Annotated in this window: 20 protein-coding genes; 8 read left to right on the top strand and 12 right to left on the bottom strand. The window is 42.9% G+C overall.

What is annotated here, in order from left to right:
- Positions 1–24: 24 nt before the first annotated feature.
- From B2746_RS12620 to B2746_RS12575, 10 genes are all read right to left on the bottom strand, one after another.
- On the bottom strand, positions 25–780 hold the full coding sequence (locus B2746_RS12620; protein ID WP_290794395.1) for an isoprenyl transferase: 756 nt from the start codon (positions 778–780) through the stop codon (positions 25–27).
- Positions 781–843: 63 nt separating this feature from the next.
- On the bottom strand, positions 844–1,698 hold the full coding sequence (locus tag B2746_RS12615; protein WP_290794392.1) for a DUF6089 family protein: 855 nt from the start codon (positions 1,696–1,698) through the stop codon (positions 844–846).
- Between the two features lie 46 nt (positions 1,699–1,744).
- A complete protein-coding gene (locus B2746_RS12610; RefSeq protein ID WP_290794389.1) occupies positions 1,745–2,626 on the bottom strand; it encodes an NAD kinase in 882 nt (293 codons plus the stop codon).
- A gap of 32 nt (positions 2,627–2,658) precedes the next feature.
- Positions 2,659–4,155 (bottom strand): POTRA domain-containing protein, encoded by a 1,497-nt coding sequence (locus tag B2746_RS12605; protein ID WP_290794386.1) that lies wholly within the window; start codon positions 4,153–4,155, stop codon positions 2,659–2,661.
- Positions 4,156–4,215: 60 nt separating this feature from the next.
- Positions 4,216–4,878, bottom strand: a complete 663-nt coding sequence (locus B2746_RS12600) for a CBS domain-containing protein (RefSeq protein WP_290794383.1) — start codon at positions 4,876–4,878, stop codon at positions 4,216–4,218.
- Positions 4,879–4,907: 29 nt separating this feature from the next.
- Positions 4,908–5,684 carry an alpha/beta fold hydrolase gene (locus B2746_RS12595; protein ID WP_290794380.1) on the bottom strand — a complete coding sequence of 259 codons (777 nt, stop codon included), beginning with the start codon at positions 5,682–5,684 and terminating at the stop codon, positions 4,908–4,910.
- Positions 5,685–5,760: 76 nt separating this feature from the next.
- Positions 5,761–6,282 carry a CvpA family protein gene (locus B2746_RS12590; protein WP_290794377.1) on the bottom strand — a complete coding sequence of 174 codons (522 nt, stop codon included), beginning with the start codon at positions 6,280–6,282 and terminating at the stop codon, positions 5,761–5,763.
- 45 nt (positions 6,283–6,327) lie between these two features.
- Positions 6,328–6,777, bottom strand: coding sequence for a GatB/YqeY domain-containing protein (locus B2746_RS12585; protein ID WP_290794374.1), 450 nt, complete (start codon positions 6,775–6,777; stop codon positions 6,328–6,330).
- Between the two features lie 42 nt (positions 6,778–6,819).
- On the bottom strand, positions 6,820–7,173 hold the full coding sequence (gldC, locus tag B2746_RS12580; RefSeq protein ID WP_290794371.1) for a gliding motility protein GldC: 354 nt from the start codon (positions 7,171–7,173) through the stop codon (positions 6,820–6,822).
- A 33-nt stretch (positions 7,174–7,206) separates the two neighbouring features.
- Entirely contained in the window at positions 7,207–8,325 is a 1,119-nt protein-coding gene (locus tag B2746_RS12575; RefSeq protein ID WP_290794368.1) for a glycosyltransferase, read from the bottom strand.
- An 83-nt stretch (positions 8,326–8,408) separates the two neighbouring features.
- Between B2746_RS12575 and B2746_RS12570 the strand changes: the two genes are divergently transcribed.
- Genes B2746_RS12570 through B2746_RS12555 form a run of 4 tightly spaced genes read left to right on the top strand, consistent with a single transcriptional unit; the run spans position 8,409 to position 12,422 of the window.
- Entirely contained in the window at positions 8,409–9,167 is a 759-nt protein-coding gene (locus B2746_RS12570) for a DUF4290 domain-containing protein (protein ID WP_290794367.1), read from the top strand.
- Positions 9,168–9,205: 38 nt separating this feature from the next.
- Positions 9,206–10,510 (top strand): UDP-N-acetylglucosamine 1-carboxyvinyltransferase, encoded by a 1,305-nt coding sequence (gene murA / locus B2746_RS12565; RefSeq protein WP_290794364.1) that lies wholly within the window; start codon positions 9,206–9,208, stop codon positions 10,508–10,510.
- Positions 10,510–11,112, top strand: a complete 603-nt coding sequence (gene gmk / locus B2746_RS12560) for a guanylate kinase (protein WP_290794361.1) — start codon at positions 10,510–10,512, stop codon at positions 11,110–11,112. Before murA ends, gmk begins: the two co-directional genes overlap by 1 nt.
- Positions 11,113–11,138: 26 nt before the next feature.
- Positions 11,139–12,422: a hemolysin family protein gene (locus B2746_RS12555; RefSeq protein WP_290794358.1), complete on the top strand. Its 1,284-nt coding sequence runs from the start codon at positions 11,139–11,141 to the stop codon at positions 12,420–12,422.
- An 11-nt stretch (positions 12,423–12,433) separates the two neighbouring features.
- On the opposite strand, the gene B2746_RS12550 is transcribed toward B2746_RS12555, so the two are convergent.
- On the bottom strand, positions 12,434–13,258 hold the full coding sequence (locus tag B2746_RS12550) for a phosphatase PAP2 family protein (RefSeq protein WP_290794356.1): 825 nt from the start codon (positions 13,256–13,258) through the stop codon (positions 12,434–12,436).
- 95 nt (positions 13,259–13,353) lie between these two features.
- The gene (gene recA, locus B2746_RS12545) at positions 13,354–14,355 is read right to left on the bottom strand and encodes a recombinase RecA (RefSeq protein ID WP_290794353.1); all 1,002 of its coding nucleotides are present in this window, start codon (positions 14,353–14,355) and stop codon (positions 13,354–13,356) included.
- A gap of 211 nt (positions 14,356–14,566) precedes the next feature.
- On the opposite strand from recA, the gene B2746_RS12540 reads away from it, so the two are divergent.
- From B2746_RS12540 to B2746_RS12525, 4 genes are all read left to right on the top strand, one after another.
- On the top strand, positions 14,567–15,031 hold the full coding sequence (locus B2746_RS12540; RefSeq protein ID WP_290794351.1) for a DUF4920 domain-containing protein: 465 nt from the start codon (positions 14,567–14,569) through the stop codon (positions 15,029–15,031).
- Positions 15,032–15,123: 92 nt separating this feature from the next.
- Positions 15,124–15,696, top strand: a complete 573-nt coding sequence (locus tag B2746_RS12535) for a 1-acyl-sn-glycerol-3-phosphate acyltransferase (RefSeq protein WP_290794347.1) — start codon at positions 15,124–15,126, stop codon at positions 15,694–15,696.
- Positions 15,697–15,815: 119 nt separating this feature from the next.
- Positions 15,816–16,685, top strand: coding sequence for an OmpA/MotB family protein (locus B2746_RS12530; protein WP_290794344.1), 870 nt, complete (start codon positions 15,816–15,818; stop codon positions 16,683–16,685).
- 330 nt (positions 16,686–17,015) lie between these two features.
- The gene (locus B2746_RS12525) at positions 17,016–19,751 is read left to right on the top strand and encodes a sialate O-acetylesterase (RefSeq protein ID WP_290794342.1); all 2,736 of its coding nucleotides are present in this window, start codon (positions 17,016–17,018) and stop codon (positions 19,749–19,751) included.
- The last annotated feature ends 11 nt before the right edge of the window (positions 19,752–19,762 follow it).

The following is a 19,762-nucleotide window of genomic DNA, read 5'->3' as shown; positions in this document are numbered from 1 at the left end:
AGGGGATTGTTTAAAAAAGCTTTGTTAAAGGGGCGCTTCCTGTATCTGAGCGCTGGTTTTTCCAAATCTTCTTTCTCTCTGTTGATAATCCAGAATAGCTTCATATAAGTTTTCTTTTCGGAAATCGGGCCAGCGTACATCGGTAAAATAGAGTTCTGCATAAGCCAGTTGGTAGAGCAGGAAATTGCTAATCCGATATTCGCCACTGGTACGGATCATGAATTCGGGATCCGGAAACTCACTGGTACACAGGTATTGCGAGATAATATCCTGGGTTATTCCTTCGGGTTGCAGGCGACCTGCTTTCACCTCCAGGGCAATTTTCTTTACTGCTTCCACCATTTCCCATCGGCTGCTGTAACTCAGTGCCATTACCAGCTGTAAACCGGTATTAGCTCCGGTCATATCCAGTGCTTCTTTCAATTCCTGCTGTGCATAGTCCGGAAGCATGGCCCGGTCACCAATTACATGCAGTTTTATATTATTTCTATTCAGGGTTTCCACTTCTTTCCGAATCGTATCAACCAATAATTCCATTAAACCGTTCACTTCCTTTGCTGGTCGGTCCCAGTTTTCTGTGCTGAATGCATAAAGGGTAAGGTATCCGATACCCAGCTCAGCGCAGCCTTCCACTATATCCCGCACGCTTTCCACGCCATGAAAATGGCCATAAAGGCGGTCCTGGCCCTTTTCCTGGGCCCAACGACCATTGCCATCCATTATGATCGCAATATGACGGGGGAGCTTTTGCCGGTCAATTTTCGCTTCGAGCGAACTCATATAATCAAATTTCAGGCTGCGAAGGTACGGAAAATGCCGAACCCGCCTACAGGATTGAGATTCCTAGTATTTGGGAGTTGGACATCGATAGCTGGTAAGGTTAAAACTTACCGTAAACTGAGCAGTAATAAACTGGTCTTTTTGTCCGGCATAACCACGTTGGCGCCCTTCAATACCAATGATTTCGCCTACTTCATAACTTCTGTCCTGAAGCAGGAATCCCGGTGTTTGGGAACCATCCGGCAATGGCGGAAATTTATCTGCACCTACATAGGTAGTGCTGACATCATCCATATAATCTGTATTGGTAAAACGATGCAGGACTTCAAAGCCAACATTTATTTTTTCATTGAGGGAGTATTTAACCCCTACTCCAAAAGGAATAGCGAAGGCCATGCTGCTATACGGTTTCCGGTTTGGATAGGCTGCTGAACCCTGTCCTTCGGTACCAAGTGGGCGTAAAAAATATTTTTGCCCATTAAGGTAGGCATAGGGATCATAACTGAAAATACTGGCTCCGATAGTTACATAGGGTGTAAAGCGATGGTCGTAGGAGCCAGGAACGTATTTGAAAAAATTAAAATCACCCTGTAAGGCCAATTCCCAGATACTGCTGTTAAAACTGAGGTTCCTTCTGCGCTGAAATTCATTGTCTGAATAATATTTATCAGCATAACCAACCTGGGCAAACTGCCCTCCCACCCGAACGGCTATATAATTACCAAACTGTTTACGAAAAAATACACCAAACGCCAGTTTGGCGCGGTTAACCTTGGCCGAAGTATTCAGGTCGCCGAAGTAATGGGCAGCACCGAGTGATATGCCTATTTCTCCTTCCTGAGTAATGGATTCCATCTGTGCACGGGCAGCGGAATGCAGGGTAAGTACTGCCAGCAGCGGCAGGATGATTTTCTTCATATTGCAATATAACGCTTAAACAATAGAGGTTCTGATAAAGGAAATGCTAATTACGTGTGTCCAGTCCCCAGGACAGCTTGGTCCGTAAAGTGCTAAGAAAATTATTTTCATTGAGACGCACAATACTTACGTCAAATTTCTCTCTTTTTACGGCTAATTGTATGTTTTTACTAACAATTTCACGGCGACTGTCCAGCGCACAAATAAAATTATCCGATCTGGACTCCACTTCAAAGGAGATGATATTATCATCTGGAACGATTATCGGTCTGACATTCAGGTTATGTGGGGCAACAGGAGTAATTACAAAACTACCCGAATCGGGGAAAACAATGGGGCCGCCACAGCTAAGGGAATATCCAGTTGATCCGGTTGGTGTGCTAACAATCAGGCCATCAGACCAATAGGTATTAAGAAATTCTCCATTCAGATAGGTATGGATCTTTATCATCGGGGAGATATCCGTCTTATGAATAGCAAATTCATTCAATGCATAGGGTGTTTCACCAAAGAGCAGTTTATCTGCATCGAGATGTATCAGTGATCGGCGATCAATTACAAATTGCCGGTTTACCATGGCTGCGACAGCAGTTTTCAATTCTTCCTTACCAATACTGGCGAGAAATCCGAGGCGGCCGAAATTAATACCGAGAATGGGGATTTTTTTATGCCGCACCAGGGTAACCGTATCAAGCAGGGTACCATCGCCCCCCAGGCTTATTACAAAGTCAATGCTTTCGTCGAGGTCTTCAGAGTGACTGAAGGTGGTGAGCTGGTTATGGTGGAAACGTACGGAGGGAGCTATCTGTTCGAAAAAAGCACGGAAAATTACCGGTTCAATCTGCAGGCTGCTGAGTTCATTGAATAAGTTCTGTATTTCCGAATAATCATCCTGATCAATTACCCGGCTGTAAATCGCCACTTTCATGTATCTGTTTTAGCCACCGGAAAGGTAGCGCATTAAAAATCATTCTTTACGTGAAAAAAGAAGCCGTTTTGTCCCATTTGGTTGAAGCTGTATTCGAAACGCAAGACCAAATCATACAGCGTTACTATATCAATTCCCAATCCGGCTGTGGTCAGCAATTTATTGTTCAGGGAATTGTCGCGGAAATATTTGGTGTAGGAATATCCAAGATCGGCATAGGTTTTGGCGTAAATCCGGAAAGGAACCCGGTCATGGCTCTGGCTCCTGATGGGTAATGGAACGGAGAAGTTCAAAATTTCGCGTCGGAGTGTATTTCGGGTCATTCCCCCCAACACACCGTCAATAACATATTTTTCAAGTCCTCTCAGGTAAAAATCGCCATAGCCCATTAATCGATGCTGGTTAAAGGGCTGTTTAAAGGGTAACTTGATGGTACTTGTCAATTGAGAAGAGAAGGATGCCTTTGTTCCGATTTCCCATGCCTTGGTGGCTTTCATATTCAACATCCACATCCCCACATCTGATCCAAATCCGCGGCGATGCAACTGGAGGTCTGCCATAAAGCCCCTCAATGGATAAGCTAAATAATCCACATCCAGAAAACTCATGGAATAGCTTAGTTCGGGATAAATAACCCGGGTTTTACCTGACTTACTGATATACTGACTGTTTACCTGCCATACAGCACTATCAATTTTACTCATACCAAAGCCGACTCTTACTACGTGTCTTGTTTTTAAACCCGGCCTGTAATTCCATTGAAGGGAACCGGTCATGGTTTCTTCCAGGAAGCGACCTGCTTTAGGTAAGGAATCAGCCTTGAGAAAAAATTGCTGATTATCTACCGTAAGCGGATTAACTTCTTTCATTGCGGAATAATTAAAGTTGATGCCATATCCGCTTTTGAGCGAACCATCCATAAAGGGCTGGTTATAGGAAGCCTGTATTTGTCGGGAATAGCCGGTAATGAGCCATAGTTTCAGTACATCATTCCTTCCTGTTGTATTATAATAATTAAGTTTGGCGCCATAATTTACACGGTCGAGACTGTAGCCTTTCTCTGCCCAGGTCTGGAGGTTTCTGTCAATGGGTTTTAGGTAGGGAATTGGGAAAAAATACCAACGCTCTTTTACATCGATTTGTACATCAACCAGGTATCCTCTGAAGCTTTTTAATGAAATGACCACATCATTAAAAAGACGGGTATTGACCAATTGTTGTTTCCCTAACCGGAACTGGGCAACCAGTTGATTCAGGGCAACGGAGTCTCCTTCTTTAAAAGGAAGTTCCCGCTTGATGATATAGTCTTTTGTTTTTTTATTTCCGTTGATGTAAATCTGATCGATCAGGAAAAGGCGGCGGGGAGGTGCTGCTTCCACCGGATGCGCACCAGGCGGACTAAGCCCGGGTGCTGTTTTCTCTTCCTCCTGGATGGGAAGCTCGTTTTGTGCAAGAGCGCTACTGAACAGACAGCAGAAAATTGCAAGCAGGGGGATTCTATATTTCCACACAATATTCATTCCTTTCATACACAGTGCCTATGAAAATACAGGATTCAGCTAAAGAATGTAAATCAAAGACTGTTTTTTTTAGAGATTGAGGTAATTCATGAGATGATCATAATTGTTTCTCAGTTCATTTTCATACATCTCTTCTCCAAAATAGTACCGAACCTGATAATCGTACCGCTGAAAAGTGGCTACGATATCGGATAGTTCGAACTTATTCAATTTTAATGTAACATATAGAACACCCAGATTGTTATCGAAATAGGTATTTAGCTGGGTAATTTGGGCATCATTTGTTTCAACCAGTTTGTAAATTTCAGAAAAAGCGAAACTTCTTTTTTCCATTTCCAGCACAATGATTCCTCCGGGTTCATCAGCACCGATCATATGACCGGTAAATTTCAGGAGGTCGGCGGATGCGATGGCACCGATCCATTGAAAATTGGTTTCGGTTACAGGAATAACAGCTAACCCGTATTCATTGGCAAGCTGCACCGCTTCGGTAAAATGGCCTGTTGGACCAACCCGTACTTTAGAAATGGCAGCACTCAATGTTTCAAGAGGTTGGCTGTCGTCTTCACTGTTGAGCAGATCTGATTCAGATATTAAGCCGACATACAATTCTTCTTCAACGAGCGGCAAATGGATCACATTGCAGTCGTCCATCAATTGCAAAGCCCGGTAAATAGGGTCTTTGATCGATAATACGGGAAGGGAAACCGATATCAGGTCCTTGTTGATCACTTGTTTCGTTTATGTATAGACGTCAATTCTCAGGCAACCGCTGCCGGGGCACTGAGTTTCGTCAAAAATTTATGAAGAATTTTATTAAATTCTTCGGGCACTTCCATCATGGGAGCATGTCCGCATTTGTCAATAAAGTGCAATTCGCTATTGGGAATCAGTCGGTTGAATTCTCTTCCTACAAAGGGAGGCGTAATGCTATCGTTATTTCCCCATACCAGCAGGGTGGGTTGTTTGATCTGGCTTAGTTCTTCTCCCAGGTTGTTACGGATGGCGCTTTTAGCCAGTGCAATAATTTTGATGACTTTCAGCCTGCTGGTAGTGATATCATAGACTTCATCCACCAGTTCCTTGGTTGCCATTTTGGGATCGTAGAACGTCAGTTCTGTTTTTTTGCGAATGTATTCGTAATCGCCCCGTTTGGGATACGTATCACCCATTCCGTTCTCAAACAATCCGGAGCTGCCGGTAAGAATGAGGCTTTTGATGCGTTCCGGATGTTTAAGTACATGCACGAGGCCGACATGACCGCCGAGTGAATTGCCCATCAAATGGATATTGCGGTAATCTTTAGCTTCGATGAATTTATAAACAAATTTCTGCAGACCGCCGACCGAGGTATGTAAAATGTCCAGTTCAAACAGTGGAAGCATGGGCACTATAACTTTATAGTGTTGCCGGAAGTATTCAATCAGGTCCCTGAAATTGCTCAGGGCACCAAAAAGGCCATGAAGCAGGATCAATGGTTCGCCCTCCCCTTCCTCGATGTACTTGAATTTATCCAGCTGTTTGATCTCGTATTGCATCTCTTCGTAAAAATAATACTTCCAATTAATTGCTAAAATAGGCCATTTAGGCCAATTATTTCCTGCCGTTACGGGGTTATGAATGGTCTTCCAGAAACACCCCAATTTCATTCAATATATCTTTAAATATCGGAACCACCGCGGCAATCCATTCCAAAGCTTTCGGGCCCCACGGTGCAAGTATAGGATAAGTAACAGAAGATTCCATTGCATCGGGCTGGATAAGGGAAAGTTTATCCAGGTAAAAAAGCAACACGGACCAGGTAAGCAGGTAAATCAGTGCATAAAATACAACCCCTGCGCCTTTATTTGCCCAACCGAGAAAGGCCCATTCTGCCGTTGATTCGAATAGTTTTCCGATTATATTAACCAGCAGTACTACCAGCAAAAATACCAGCAAAAACGCCAGTAAAGGAAGCCATTTTGCTGAAACATTTACCGTCCCTTCCAGCCAGGAGGCAGTAACTGCCGACAATTTCAACGCAGCCAAGAGACCAAGCAAGAGGGCTGCGAAGGAGAACAATGCCATCACCAATCCGTTGCGAATTCCTTTATACGCGGCCAGCACAAGCACCAGAAATGTTACAATATCAATCAATCTTTCATTTTTTCCTGCATCCGACGGGTACCAGACGGGTGAAAATTAGGACAAAAGGGTTTTTACCAGGGTGCTGATGGCTTTGCCATCGGCCTGGCCTGCCAGCTTTTTGGTGGCAAGTCCCATTACTTTGCCCAGATCTGCAGCAGAACTTGCGCCGGTTTCAGCAATAATAGCCTGGAGGGCAGCTTTAAGTTCCTCTTCACTGAGCTGCTTTGGAAGAAATTGTTCAATTATGGCAATTTCCTCCACTTCTTTAGCAGCCAGGTCTTCCCTGTTTTGCTGACGGAAAATATCAAGGGAGTCACGGCGTTGTTTCACCATTTTCTGCAGCATTTTTCCAGCAGTTTCCTCAGAAAGCTGACCATTTGCTCCAGGTTCGGTTTTCGCTTTTATAATTTCTGCCTTAATAGCGCGAAGACCTCTCAGGGCTGCTTCGTTTTTTGATTTCATGGCCTCTTTCATGTCGGCCATTATTTTTTCTTCTAGTGTCATGGTATAAGTTTTAAGGGGAAAAGGGGTCTAACTTCCAACTTTCTATTTCCCAGTTCCAACTTCCTTCAGCTGTTGCTCCTGGAATTTTTTGTAAAAGTCGCGGGCGAAATTTCTGATATCAGTTACCTGCTCCTCGTTTCGGGTAGCCCGCTGGTAAGTATCTGCCATTGTCAAAAAGGTCTGATAAAAAAAATCAGCCATTTCATCCACCATCATTTCCTTTGTCCACAAATCAATTCTGAGAGCCGTTTTTTCAGCACCGTCCCAGAAGGCCAGCATCATTGCCTTGGCTTTCTGCGCCTCTTCAGCTGTACTTGCGGAAGCATTCCAACTGATCTGGGAAGGAACTTTATCGGGATCCAATTGCACATCAATAGTTATCGTTGATTCTTGCATATGAGCATTTAATGGGTGCAAAATTAGCATTAATCAGGCAGAAAGCAGACGAAGCAATTCGGCATACTGATCCAGGGTTTTGGATTGATTCAATTCCTGCGAACGTTCCTGTTCCTTTTCAATCAGCTTACTCCTCAGGTGTTCATCTTTATAAAGCACCATCATCTGGTGAGCCCAGGCATCAATATCGCCGGACTTAGCGTAACTCGCTCCTGCGGCGCAAATTTCCTGTGCATCGGAATCCTGGGTGGTTAGCAGCGGAGTGCCTGAACTCAGTGCCCATTCCAGCGGCCAGGTAGGTAATCCCGTCCTGAAAGGATAACTTAATAAATAAGTCCCTGCCAGCAAGGTCTGCAATTCGCTGGTTTCAATATCTGGCAATACTGTCACATCGGACCGGTATTTATAGGTTTTCAGCAGTTCCTGCAGGTTGCTGGTTGATTCTGTTGAGGGGCCGGCCAGTAGCAGAGGCATACCTGTCATCAACCATTTTTTTAAAAGTGAATAGGCTTTCAGAAGGTCCACCATTTCTTTTTCTGCATGCAAGGGGCCGGCATAGAGGAAATAATCCCGGCCACCTGAATGGCGGATTTTGAGGGTTTCCTGTTCTGACCATGAGATAGTTGGACATTGGGGCTGCAGAGCAGGAAATTGTACCCTGATGGTATCTTTTAAATGGGGCAGCAATTGCAACAAAGCGTCTTTCTCAGAATTATACGGTAATACAATCAGATCGGCCGTAGCCCACCCCGGCAGTTTAGCCGTCGGCTTTTTCAAGGGCCGTCCTTTTTTATCAGTCAGAAGGTCTGCTGCGGAGGAAATGAGCAGGCATTTACCGGAACCACCACCTACCATCTTTTTATCAAAACTCACCAGAAGGGCCGGCTGTTCGGCTGCCAGCCAAACATTCAGACTTTTTTTAAGTCTTGTCGTTCTTTTAGTGAAAAAGGAGCTTCGGGCAATCAATTTCACCAGTTCCGGGCGGTCTGGGGCCGTTTCCTCCCAACTTATATCGGAATAACTGGTTAACAGCACGTGCCGGTAATCAGGCAGGCGTTGAATTAATGGTAATAAACTCTCCAGAAATCCGTTTTCAATGGAATTTACCGGAGCAGCCAGCAGGGGGTCGATAAAATAGGCGATGGTTTTCATCCTGTTATTTTCTGGGAACGCTGCAAATTGCTGCATTTTCCTGAATCCCAAGACTTACATTTGCAATAGAACAATTTGACTGAATGGAATATAATACTACCAGAAATCACCTTGTGATGCGTGAATACGGGCGTCATATTCAAAAAATGATTGAATACCTGATGTCACTCGAAGACTCAGATAAAAAGGAGAAAAATGCAAAGGCGGTGATTGAATTGATGGGATTTTTGAATCCGCACCTGAAAAACGTGGAAGATTTCCGTCATAAATTATGGGATCACCTGTTTTTGATTTCCGATTTTAAACTGGAGGTTAATTCTCCCTATCCGATCCCCACCAAGGAAAGCCTGAAAGCAAAACCAGCGCCACTTCCTTATCCCAAAGGGTATCCCAGATTCTCGCATATCGGCAAGAATATTGAAATGGTTATTCATAAGGCACTCAGCGAAGAGAATCCTGAAAAACGTCAGGGCTTTGCGAATGCGATTGCCTATTATATGAAGCTTGCTTATAGCAACTGGCATAAAGAGAATGTGCATGATGATGCCATTCAGAGTGAATTAAAATCTATTACCGGTGGAGAACTGGAATTCACCAACACACCTTTTGTAAAAGCATACCGGCCCAATGAAGCCCAGCGCGATTACAGAACCGGTGGCGGCGGAAAAAGGCCGCAGAAATACCAGCAAAGAAGCGGAGGAAATCAGGGTCGCAATGACCAACGAGATCCAAGAGGTGGCGGTGGCAACCGCGACATGGGCGGCAATCGAGACAACGGTGGAAGCCGCGATAACGGTGGCAACCGGGGCGGTGGTCAAAAGTTCAAGAAGCGATTTAAATAGGAAGTCCGACCATTTATCATTTATAATCCACCATCTTCATGGATCGTTTTGAAGTATCCGGAGGTAAAAAGCTTTCCGGAAGCATTGTTCCCCAGGGTGCAAAAAATGAAGCACTTCAGATTCTAAGTGCTGTATTACTCACGCCTGAAGAAGTTCGAATTGAGAATATTCCTGATATTCTGGATGTCAATCTGTTGATTGAATTGTTATCGGATATTGGAGTACGTGTTAATCGGATTGATCGGCATACAGCTGTATTCAAAGCTGATGCTATTAATATTGATTACCTCAACAGTGCTGCTTTTCGTCAAAAAAGCGGACGTTTAAGGGGATCCGTTATGTTAGCCGGGCCTCTCCTGGCGCGTTTTAAAAAAGCATTTATTCCCAAACCCGGTGGAGATAAGATAGGCAGAAGAAGACTGGACACCCATATAATTGGATTTGAAAAGTTGGGAGCGCGTTTTGATTATCATCCCGAAGATGGTTTTTTCCACCTGGATGCAACACAGCTGAAAGGCTGTTATATGCTATTGGATGAGCCTTCTGTAACCGGCACAGCCAATATTGTGATGGCAGCAGTTATGGCAAAAGGAACTACCACCATTTACAATGCCGCCTGCGAACCCTACCTGCAGCAACTTTGTAAAATGCTGAACAGAATGGGGGCGAAAATAAGTGGAATCAGCAGTAACCTGCTTATTATAGAAGGCGTTGATTATTTAGGTGGAACCAGTCACCGGATGTTGCCAGATATGATTGAAGTAGGTTCTTTTATTGGATTGGCTGCCATGACTCAAAGCCGGATTGAAATAAAGGGAGCAGGCATAGAACATCTTGGTATTATCCCTGAGAAATTCCGACAACTGGGCATCCGGATGGAATTCCAGGGAGATGATATAATCATACCCTCACAGGAAATGTATGAAATTCAGTCTTTTCTGGATGGCTCTGTACTCACAATTTCTGACCATCCCTGGCCGGGCTTTACACCTGATTTGCTAAGCATCGTATTGGTAGTAGCTACGCAGGCCAGAGGATCTGTTCTGATTCATCAGAAAATGTTTGAAAGCCGGCTCTTCTTTGTTGACAAATTGATTGACATGGGTGCCCAGATCATTCTTTGTGATCCGCATCGTGCAGCAGTAATCGGGCTTGGCAGAGAACAGAAATTAAGAGGAATTACGATGAGCAGTCCGGATATCCGCGCGGGCGTATCCTTATTGATTGCCGCTTTGAGTGCCGAAGGGAAAAGCACTATTCAGAACATTGAACAGATCGATCGGGGATACCAGTACATAGACCAGCGTTTAATTGCAATCGGCGCAGATATCAAAAGGATCTGATGAAGTATACGAATAAAAAAATCATCATTATTACTGCTCCATCCGGTGCAGGCAAGACTTCGATCACCCGTTATTTACTTCAGAAATATCCACAGCTTGCTTTTTCGATTTCTGCAGCCACAAGACAACCCCGAGGCATGGAGCAAAACGGGAAGGATTATTATTTCATGACAGTGGATGAGTTTAAGAACCATATTCGTCATAATGATTTCATGGAATGGGAAATGGTGTATGAAGGAAAATATTATGGTACACTAAAATCTGAGATGGAAAGGATCTGGGCTGCTAAACAGACACCTATGCTGGATATAGATGTAAAAGGTGCCATCCATATTCAGCAGCAATATCCGCATAATACACTGTCTTTATTTATTGAACCGCCCACAGTTGAAGAGTTAAAAAACCGGCTTCAGGGCAGGGGTACAGAAACGGAAGAAAGTCTGCAAGCCAGGGTTAATAAAGCGGCTTATGAGATTGGTTTCAAGCATCATTTTGATCATGTAATTGTAAATGATCAGCTGGAGCATGCCTGTTTGGAAGCAGAACGGCTTATACTCGATTTCTTAGCAAAACAGGACGATGTTTCGGATGATAATGGATGAAAAAACTATGCTTATATTCGTAGTATATGACAGATCTGAACCTTAATACGATCGGCCTAATCATATTTTTTCTAATTCTTGCCGGTTTTTTTGTGGGCATTGAAGCTGCTTTTGGAAGCATTAACCGGCTTTCTGTAGAATTACGTAAAAAACAGGGACGAACTGGCGGAACGCTGATCAGTCAGTTTTTAGAGCAGCCCTCCCTCTTCATTGGGGTTGTTCTAATTTGGTTTAATATCTGCCTGGTTGCGTATGGATTGATGATTGGCCAGGCACTGGAACCTGTTTCTTTATGGATGGAAAGAACCCTTCCTGCCGGCGCTGCTGATTTCATTCATTTATTACTGGAAGTGGTACTCGCTTCCCTGATATTTTTATTCTTTGGAGAATTTTTACCAAGAGCTATCTGGAGATCAAAAAATGAATGGATTTTAAATTCTGGAATTGCCTCCTTTGCTAATTTTTTTTATCAGGCGTCTCATCCGGTTGCAGATATGTTTGTAAGTATTTCACAAGGCATTTTGAAGTATTTTTTCAATGTGCGGGTGGATGAAAAAAAAGAAAGTTTTTTTCGGGTAGACCTTGATACCTATTACCAGCAATCGAGCCATGAAAATGAAGGTGACGGGCAGGATATGAATGCCAATTTGATTGAGAATGCGCTTTCCCTTCCAACTGTCAGAGTACGTCAATGCCTTATCCCCAGAAAGGAAATAGAAGGCATCGAAATAAATAGTCCAATTGAAAAAGCATTGGAGCGATTTATTGAAACGAAACTCAGTAAATTGGTCGTTTACGAGGGAAATATTGATCATATAGTTGGTTATATCCATCAATTGGATATGTTTGAAAAACCCGAAAATCTTGCCACTGTATTACTTCCCATTCCTGCAGTACCGGAAAGTATGAATGCAACGGATCTGATTAATAAGTTTACTAAGGAAAGGAAAAGCATGGCATGGGTGGTGGATGAATTCGGCGGCACCTCCGGCATTGTTACGATGGAAGATTTGCTGGAAGAGATTTTTGGCGAGATTCAGGATGAACATGATACTGAAGAATTGGAAGAGAAAAAACTGAATGACCGGGAGTTTATCTTCTCGGGACGATTAGAGCTTGATTACCTTCATGAAAAATATGATCTGGAATTTTCAAAGGAAGAAGCAGAAACGCTTTCCGGATTTATTATTCAGCATCATGAAACCATTCCAAAAATAAAAGACAGAATCATCATTGATCACTTTGAATTTGAGATTCTTTCGGTTAGCCATACCAGAATTGAAATGGTACGTTTGAAAGTTTTAAAATAACCTTTTCCCAATCAAAAATTCAAAGTCCTTACCGTCTGTTTACGCAGCTTTGCTTCTTCCACTTTATGTACTGTTTTTGTGATAAAATGACCCATGGCAGCGCCAATCAAAACATCACTTGCCCAATGGCGGTTATGATAAATTCTGGACAGTCCGGTTAAGCCAGCAATACTATAGGCCAGCGGCGGCACCCATTTTTTATGTCGATACTGCAAGGATATGGCGGTAGCTACGGTAAACACCGTATTGGCATGTCCGGATGGAAAAGAAGTCCACTCCCGGCCACCCTGAAACATACTATTTATTTCAAAGGGATCATCTGTAAAGGAGGGGCGACGGCGCCTTACCAACTGTTTGGATCCTACATAAAACAGGGTTGAAAAAACCAATGACTTCGCAGTTACCAGCGACACATGCTCCATTTTCCGGTCTTTAGTAATTACACCTGCCAGGTACATCACACCCATAATATAGGGTGGATACTTATTCCCGAATGGTTCAATTATATCAGCGGATTTATCTAAAAACCCTGAATGGTTTCTTTGAACAAATTGTTTAATTCCACGATCAGCTACTAGTAAAACTCCGGTTCCGGCAACAACCAGTCCAACGGTTTTCCAGTTTTTTTTTGAGTACCGTAAAGGAGCGGTTGCAACCTTGGGAAAATCAGTAAGAAAACTTTTAAGGTAGGTTCTATTTATTCGGTAATACCCGGCAGTACTGCTGTCATCCTGCATCTCACCAGATTGTCCGGCACTACCGTTCAGACTATTGGTTTGGGAAAAAGCGGGACAATGCAGTAAGAATAACAGGTAAAAACTAAGGCTACGCTTCATGACCGTCATTGCTGCAAAATAGGGAATCATAAGTCATGAACAAAAAAGCCGGCTTCAATTAATCGAAGCCGGCCTGTCTGTAGGTAATTTTAAGCTTAACCTGCCTGCATTTCAACTATTTTTTCTCTGATTTTCTTCTCAATTTCAGCCTGTAATTCAGGATTATCTCTTAGTAGTTGTTTTACTGAATCACGACCCTGGCCCAGTTTGTCTGTATTATAACTAAACCAGCTACCGCTTTTTTGAACAATTCCAAGATCTACCCCCATATCAATAATTTCGCCCACTTTGGAAATCCCTTCTCCGAAAATGATATCAAATTCTGCGGCACGGAATGGCGGCGCTACTTTATTTTTTACAACTTTCACTTTAACCCGGTTACCAACAGCCTCATCCCCATCTTTAATCTGGCTCATCCTGCGAATATCCAATCGTACGGATGCATAGAATTTCAAGGCATTTCCCCCTGTTGTGGTTTCCGGATTGCCAAACATAACGCCAATTTTCTCCCTTAACTGATTGATGAAAATACAGATGGTATTGGTTTTATTGATAGTGGCAGTTAGTTTTCTCAATGCCTGGCTCATTAAACGAGCCTGAAGCCCCATTTTACTATCCCCCATTTCACCTTCCAATTCTCCTTTTGGTACGAGGGCTGCAACAGAGTCGATAACAACCACATCCAATGCTCCGGAAAGAATCAGGCGATCAGCGATTTCCAGCGCCTGTTCACCGTAGTCGGGTTGAGAAATCAGCAAATTATCTACGTCTACTCCCAATTTTTTTGCATAGCTGCTGTCAAATGCATGTTCTGCATCTATAATTGCGCACATACCGCCCTTTTTCTGTGCTTCTGCTATTGCGTGAATTGCAACGGTTGTTTTACCGGAAGATTCCGGACCATATATTTCAATAATCCGCCCCCTTGGGAAACCGCCAATTCCCAGAGCTACATCGAGCCCGAGTGAACCGGTTGAAACTACTTCCTGAGGCTCAGTTGACCGCTCATTCATCATCATTACCGACCCTTTTCCGAAATCTTTATCGATTTTATCCATGGTCAGCTTAAGCGCCTTTAATTTTTCTGCATTTGACATAAAGCTGGTGTTTTTAGTACTGGTCAAAAAATTTTACATGGCAAAGATATACAGATTTAAATACCAACACTAATTATTTTAGCAAGATTACACTAAAAATTTTACCGTTAAATCACGCTTGACCTTTTATCGTTTTTTTCACATAAGGCTTTTTATTCAACCTGTGGGGAAACCTGCTGAATTGTATCTTTGTCCACAAATCTATTTTAACATGAGAATCCTAACATTAGCAATCGGACTTCTGGCACTGGGTTTTACTGCTTCGGCACAATCGCCTGCTCCGGCAGCAAAGGGCGTTATTTATGGTGCTGGTACCAGTGCTGATGGAGCCATTCCCGCTACTGAATTGTCAGCTAAAATGACCGGATCTACCTATGCAGGAAAAATCACCGGAAAAGTAGTTGAAGTATGCCAGGAAAAAGGCTGCTGGATGAAACTTGAAAAGGAAAACGGTGAAACCCTGATGGTAAAATTCAAGGATTATGGGTTTTTCATGCCTAAAGACATACAGGGAAAAGAGGTAATATTGGATGGTGAGGCCATCGTTAAAGAAGTGTCTGTGAAGCAACAGAAACATTATGCTAAAGATGCAGGCAAATCTTCTGAAGAAATTGAAAAAATTAAAGCCCCAAAAAAAGAGGTTCAGTTTGTAGCAAAAGGCGTTCTTGTACTATAATAAGTAAACTCATCATAGTTCCGAGGCCGTCTATGCAGACGGTCTCTTTCTTTTTATCTATTCTTTGACTGATCTGGCAGAAAACAATACATATGCTGGCAAACTATTTCTGGAAATGCTGGTGGAAACTTACAAACTGGAAACTGGATGGAATATGGCCTCCGGAATTAACCAGGGCAATCATTATTGTTGGTCCGCATACCAGTGCCTGGGATGTTGTTACCGGGATGGCTGCCCGCTCAGTTATACCCATTCCATATGCTCATTATCTTGGTAAAAAAGAATTATTTGATGGGCCATTCGGCTGGTTTTTTGAAGCTACAGGAGGAGTTCCGGTTGATCGATTCAGCAAAAATAATCTGGTAGAACAGGTTGTACAGGAATTTGCGCTTAGGGAAAATTTTGTACTGGCACTATCTCCCGAGGGTACCCGAAAAAAAGTTGACCGGCTGAAAACGGGATTCTGGCATATTGCCAGGCAGGCAAATGTTCCGATTGTGATGGCTGGCATGGATTTTTCTACTAAGACACTGAAACTGTCAACCCCCTTTTACCCGGGTGAAGAACCATCTGAAGATTTACATCGGATTATTGACTTTTTTGCACCGGTAAAAGGGCGACACCCCGAATTGGGAATGCATGACTTAAAGAAGGAAGGGAATTAAATACACATTATTATTCCATTGAATACTTTCAAGTGTTGTTAAAAGTCCCCGATTTGAGGCACAAAACTTGATAGTTAGGCGTACATTTATGCGAAATTTTAACTAAAAACTATAACCAAATGAAAGTTTCTTACTTAGTCCTTGTAGCTTTCACATCAATTTCAATGATCTCCTGTGTAAGCTCCAAAAAATTCAAAGCTGAACAGGCGCGTTATGCAGAATTGAGTGATAAGCACAATCAATTGCAAAACGATCTGAAAGGCTGTGAAGACGCTAAAGCGGAAGAAGCACGTAAAAGGGCGGGATTAGAATCAGAAGTTGCCAATCTGAACAAGCAAATGGAGTTTTTAAAAGAAAACAACACGACTGCTTTAAAACAACTGCAGGATCTTTCAGTAATTTCTTCAGCTCAGGCAGAAAGTATCAAAAAATCTATGGATAACCTGGGTTTGAAAGATGCATACATTCAGGATCTTCAAACGCAAATGGCGAAAAAAGATTCGCTGAACATGGCACTGGTGATGAATCTGAAAGGTGCTATTGGTAACCTTGAAGATGAGGACATCAATATCAAAGTTGATAAAGGTGTAGTTTATGTAGATATCTCAGACAAACTGTTATTCAAAAGTGGCAGTTATGCGATAACACCAAGAGCAGAAGAAGTTCTGGGTAAAGTTGCCATGGTTCTTAAAAACCAGCCTGATATTGAATTCATGGTTGAAGGTCATACCGATAACAATGAAGTTCGTGGCAATATCGGAATCATTAAAGACAACTGGGACCTCAGCGTAATGCGTGCAACCAGTGTTGTGAAGGTTCTTCAGAAAAAACATGGACTTGATCCGGCTAAAATGGCTGCTGCCGGACGTGGAGAATACAAGCCAGTAGCTGATAACGCAACTGCTGCCGGTAAAGCTGCCAATCGCCGTACCCGTATCGTTATTCTTCCTCAACTGGATCAGTTCTACAAACTGCTGGAAAGAAAATAAGTATTCAATCTGAATAACTCTGAAAAGGAGGCGGGTTATCCGCCTCCTTTTTTTTATATCAATTAACAGGTATGGTTAGCCGATGAAAAAAATACCCTAAACAGGGTATTGATTACACGAATTTCAAACGTAAAAACACTTGATTTTTATTTTCACTCGTTTCTATACACAAAAATTTATAAATAACATTAGCATGTATTCAAAATAAATTAACTTTATACCACTACTCGATTTGACCAGCCTGCAATCCTACCTTATTAATGCTTTTGTTATCTCCGATTTTTAGCGCGGCTTTCTAAACTCATTCTTAACCGTAGAAATTATTTAGGCATGAAACCCCATCATCGCCCCTGGCAAGTTATGTCAACTTTCCTGACATTTTTGCTATGCAGTATTATATCTGTTACTGAGCTGGCAGCACAGATAAATACCTTCCCCCTGGACAATCAGTTGTATCCACGTAACCTCAGTACGAACCGGGCAACCGTTCGCATTGCCGGAATGGCCTCTCAGAACTCAAACTACCGGCGAATGAGATTATATGTTTATAGAGATGGCAACTGGATCAGCACCTATACCTTTAATCTTAGTTATTGGAATGGGACAGCCAATTATTCATTTGACATACAAATTCCGGCAGAAAGAAACAATTATCGGTTCTCTCTTTATGGCGCATCAAGCTGGTCTGAAACTCATTTACGAACCGTAAATAATGTGGTTGCTGGAGATGCCTATATTATTCAGGGACAATCCAATGCTGTTGCAAATCTCAGAGGATCTTCCAATACCGCCAATAATGCAGATGATCCCAGCAACTCCCCCAATCGAAATTTTGTAAGGGTATATGGTGGAGGAAACCTGAGCATGAACTATACGAAGGCATGGTTTATTGGGCGCGGAAATGTTTGGTATGATGTAGATGGACAAACCGGTCAATGGGGTATGCGACTGGGCTCTAATCTTGTTGGGTCAACCAATATTCCAGTTGCGCTTTTTAATGGTGCCATGCCTGGCGAGCCATTAAGTTATTTTCAACGCAACGATGGCAGCCCCCGATCAGGTTCTACCAATTATGGAAGACTGTTGCGAAGAATTGAAGAAGCAGGATTACAAAATAATATCCGTGCATTAATCTGGTATCAGGGGGAATCTGATAACCAGGGCCTGTTGAGCAGTACCCAGTTAAGTATACAACAATATAAAAATGGGTTTACCAATTTATACAACGATTGGAAATCAGATTACCCGGGATTAAATCGCTTCTATATTGTTCAAATCCGTCATGGCTGCGGAATCAATTCACCTGACAATACCGTTCTGGTGCAGGAAGCACAACGTCAATTGGACAAGGAGTCAACTGAAGTTTTAACCATTTCCAGTTCAAATACCAGTCAGCTTTTCGAAAATAACGGCTTGAATTTTTGTCACTATAATTTTGTAAATGGTTATCGAAACATAGGCGATTGGCTCTCACCAATTATTCGGCGTGATTTATATGGAGCCAGCCTTCCTGCAGCCATCGAGTCGCCAGAACCTCAATCAGCTTCCTTTACCGCATATAACAGTTCAGGCGCTGCCACGCAGGTTGCCATCACCTTAAAAGATCAGCAGACTAATTTTAATCTGTTCGGGGATATCAGCAATGATTTCCGATTGGACGGGGGAAGTTATTCAATTAACTCTGTGAGCCTGAATGGTGCAACTATTTATATAAATTTTTCAAGAAATTCAGGCACTTCCAATAATCCAAGCTCCGTCACTTACAGAAGTCACCAGGGAGATGCCTCCCCTATCATCACCAATAGTCAGGGATTGGGATTGGTTCATTTTGCTTTCTTCCCGATTACAGGCGGATCAAATCCCCCTCCTCCACCGCCTCCTCCGCCAGGCGGAACTGTTTGTCCGGATAACTATGAACCCAATAACAGCATCAGTACAGGAAAAACATTACCACACAATACCAGCATTCAGGGTTCCATAGAAAGCAATACAGATGAAGACTGGTTCAATATTCGAATCTGGAGTTTCCGATATTTCAGAGTACGTCTGACGAATCTACCGGCAGATTATGATATGTATCTCTATTCCACAACTGGAGAACTTATTCGCTCTGTTACAAATAGTGGTACAGGTGAAGAAGCCATTATTTACAATGACGGTTTGGCGGATGCAAGTTACAGACTTAGAGTAGTAGGTAAAAATGGCGCAAATGATCCAACGCGTTGTTATTCGCTACTATTGGAGGCGTTTTCAAGTCCGCTTGCTAATCCAACTCCTCCACCTTCTGTTACACCAAGTTCTGAGGATCCGGATCCAACACCAGAACCAGATCCAGAACCTGAACCAGGCGGCACCCCTTGTCCGGACATCTATGAACCAAATAATCAGATCGGAGCATCCAAAACCCTTGCGCATAATACAAACCAATCCGCATCCATTGCAAGTAGTACGGATGAAGACTGGTTTAGTTTCAGAACCTGGTCTTTCCCTTATTTCAAGCTTAGCCTCTGGAATCTTGCAGCAGACTATGATATCTATCTCTATGATGTAAACGGTGTGGAATTGGCCAGGTCCACCAATAGTGGAACAAGCGCTGAAGTAATCAATTACAATGACGGTCCGGCTAACACCAATTATAGAATTAAAGTCATCAGTAAATCCGGGGACATTGTTCCTTCCGTATGTTATCAGATAAGGGCGGAAGCTTTTTCAAGTCCGCTTGCATCAGGCTCGCCAGCTTATGGGGCATCTAATAACCAACGTGAAATCGGAACAGCCCAGGAAGTGATGGATATCCCGGCTATGCAAATTACCGGCATTCACCTGTACCCGAACCCAGCCAGTACCTATATCACGATTGAATATCAGGCAACTACAGCAGCAAAAGCTGAATTCAGTCTGGTAGATATGGCAGGTCGGATCTGGCAGGTACGACAAGAGAACTTGCCAGCCGGTGCAGTACAATACCGTATGCCTTTAACCAGACTTCCTCAAGGTAATTATGTGTTAAAAATTAAACATGCACAAATGATAATAAACCGTAAATTGACGGTTGTTAACCAGTAAACCTTAGGAAT

Source organism: Flavihumibacter sp. UBA7668 (genome assembly GCF_002483205.1).
Taxonomy (GTDB): Bacteria; Bacteroidota; Bacteroidia; order Chitinophagales; family Chitinophagaceae; genus Flavihumibacter.
This window is presented reverse-complemented; position numbering and strand designations above follow the sequence as displayed.

Excerpts from the sequence above, each read along its gene's own strand:
- B2746_RS12605 (WP_290794386.1), bottom strand. The coding sequence starts at position 4,155 with ATGAAAGGAATGAATATTGTGTGGAAATATAGAATCCCCCTGCTTGCA.
- B2746_RS12575 (WP_290794368.1), bottom strand. The coding sequence starts at position 8,325 with ATGAAAACCATCGCCTATTTTATCGACCCCCTGCTGGCTGCTCCGGTA.
- B2746_RS12595 (WP_290794380.1), bottom strand. The coding sequence starts at position 5,684 with ATGCAATACGAGATCAAACAGCTGGATAAATTCAAGTACATCGAGGAA.
- B2746_RS12615 (WP_290794392.1), bottom strand. The coding sequence starts at position 1,698 with ATGAAGAAAATCATCCTGCCGCTGCTGGCAGTACTTACCCTGCATTCC.
- B2746_RS12535 (WP_290794347.1), top strand. The coding sequence starts at position 15,124 with ATGCTGGCAAACTATTTCTGGAAATGCTGGTGGAAACTTACAAACTGG.
- gmk (WP_290794361.1), top strand. The coding sequence starts at position 10,510 with ATGAAGTATACGAATAAAAAAATCATCATTATTACTGCTCCATCCGGT.
- B2746_RS12555 (WP_290794358.1), top strand. The coding sequence starts at position 11,139 with ATGACAGATCTGAACCTTAATACGATCGGCCTAATCATATTTTTTCTA.
- B2746_RS12550 (WP_290794356.1), bottom strand. The coding sequence starts at position 13,258 with ATGAAGCGTAGCCTTAGTTTTTACCTGTTATTCTTACTGCATTGTCCC.
- B2746_RS12620 (WP_290794395.1), bottom strand. The coding sequence starts at position 780 with ATGAGTTCGCTCGAAGCGAAAATTGACCGGCAAAAGCTCCCCCGTCAT.
- recA (WP_290794353.1), bottom strand. The coding sequence starts at position 14,355 with ATGTCAAATGCAGAAAAATTAAAGGCGCTTAAGCTGACCATGGATAAA.
- B2746_RS12585 (WP_290794374.1), bottom strand. The coding sequence starts at position 6,777 with ATGACACTAGAAGAAAAAATAATGGCCGACATGAAAGAGGCCATGAAA.
- B2746_RS12530 (WP_290794344.1), top strand. The coding sequence starts at position 15,816 with ATGAAAGTTTCTTACTTAGTCCTTGTAGCTTTCACATCAATTTCAATG.
- gldC (WP_290794371.1), bottom strand. The coding sequence starts at position 7,173 with ATGCAAGAATCAACGATAACTATTGATGTGCAATTGGATCCCGATAAA.
- B2746_RS12570 (WP_290794367.1), top strand. The coding sequence starts at position 8,409 with ATGGAATATAATACTACCAGAAATCACCTTGTGATGCGTGAATACGGG.
- murA (WP_290794364.1), top strand. The coding sequence starts at position 9,206 with ATGGATCGTTTTGAAGTATCCGGAGGTAAAAAGCTTTCCGGAAGCATT.
- B2746_RS12525 (WP_290794342.1), top strand. The coding sequence starts at position 17,016 with ATGAAACCCCATCATCGCCCCTGGCAAGTTATGTCAACTTTCCTGACA.
- B2746_RS12610 (WP_290794389.1), bottom strand. The coding sequence starts at position 2,626 with ATGAAAGTGGCGATTTACAGCCGGGTAATTGATCAGGATGATTATTCG.
- B2746_RS12540 (WP_290794351.1), top strand. The coding sequence starts at position 14,567 with ATGAGAATCCTAACATTAGCAATCGGACTTCTGGCACTGGGTTTTACT.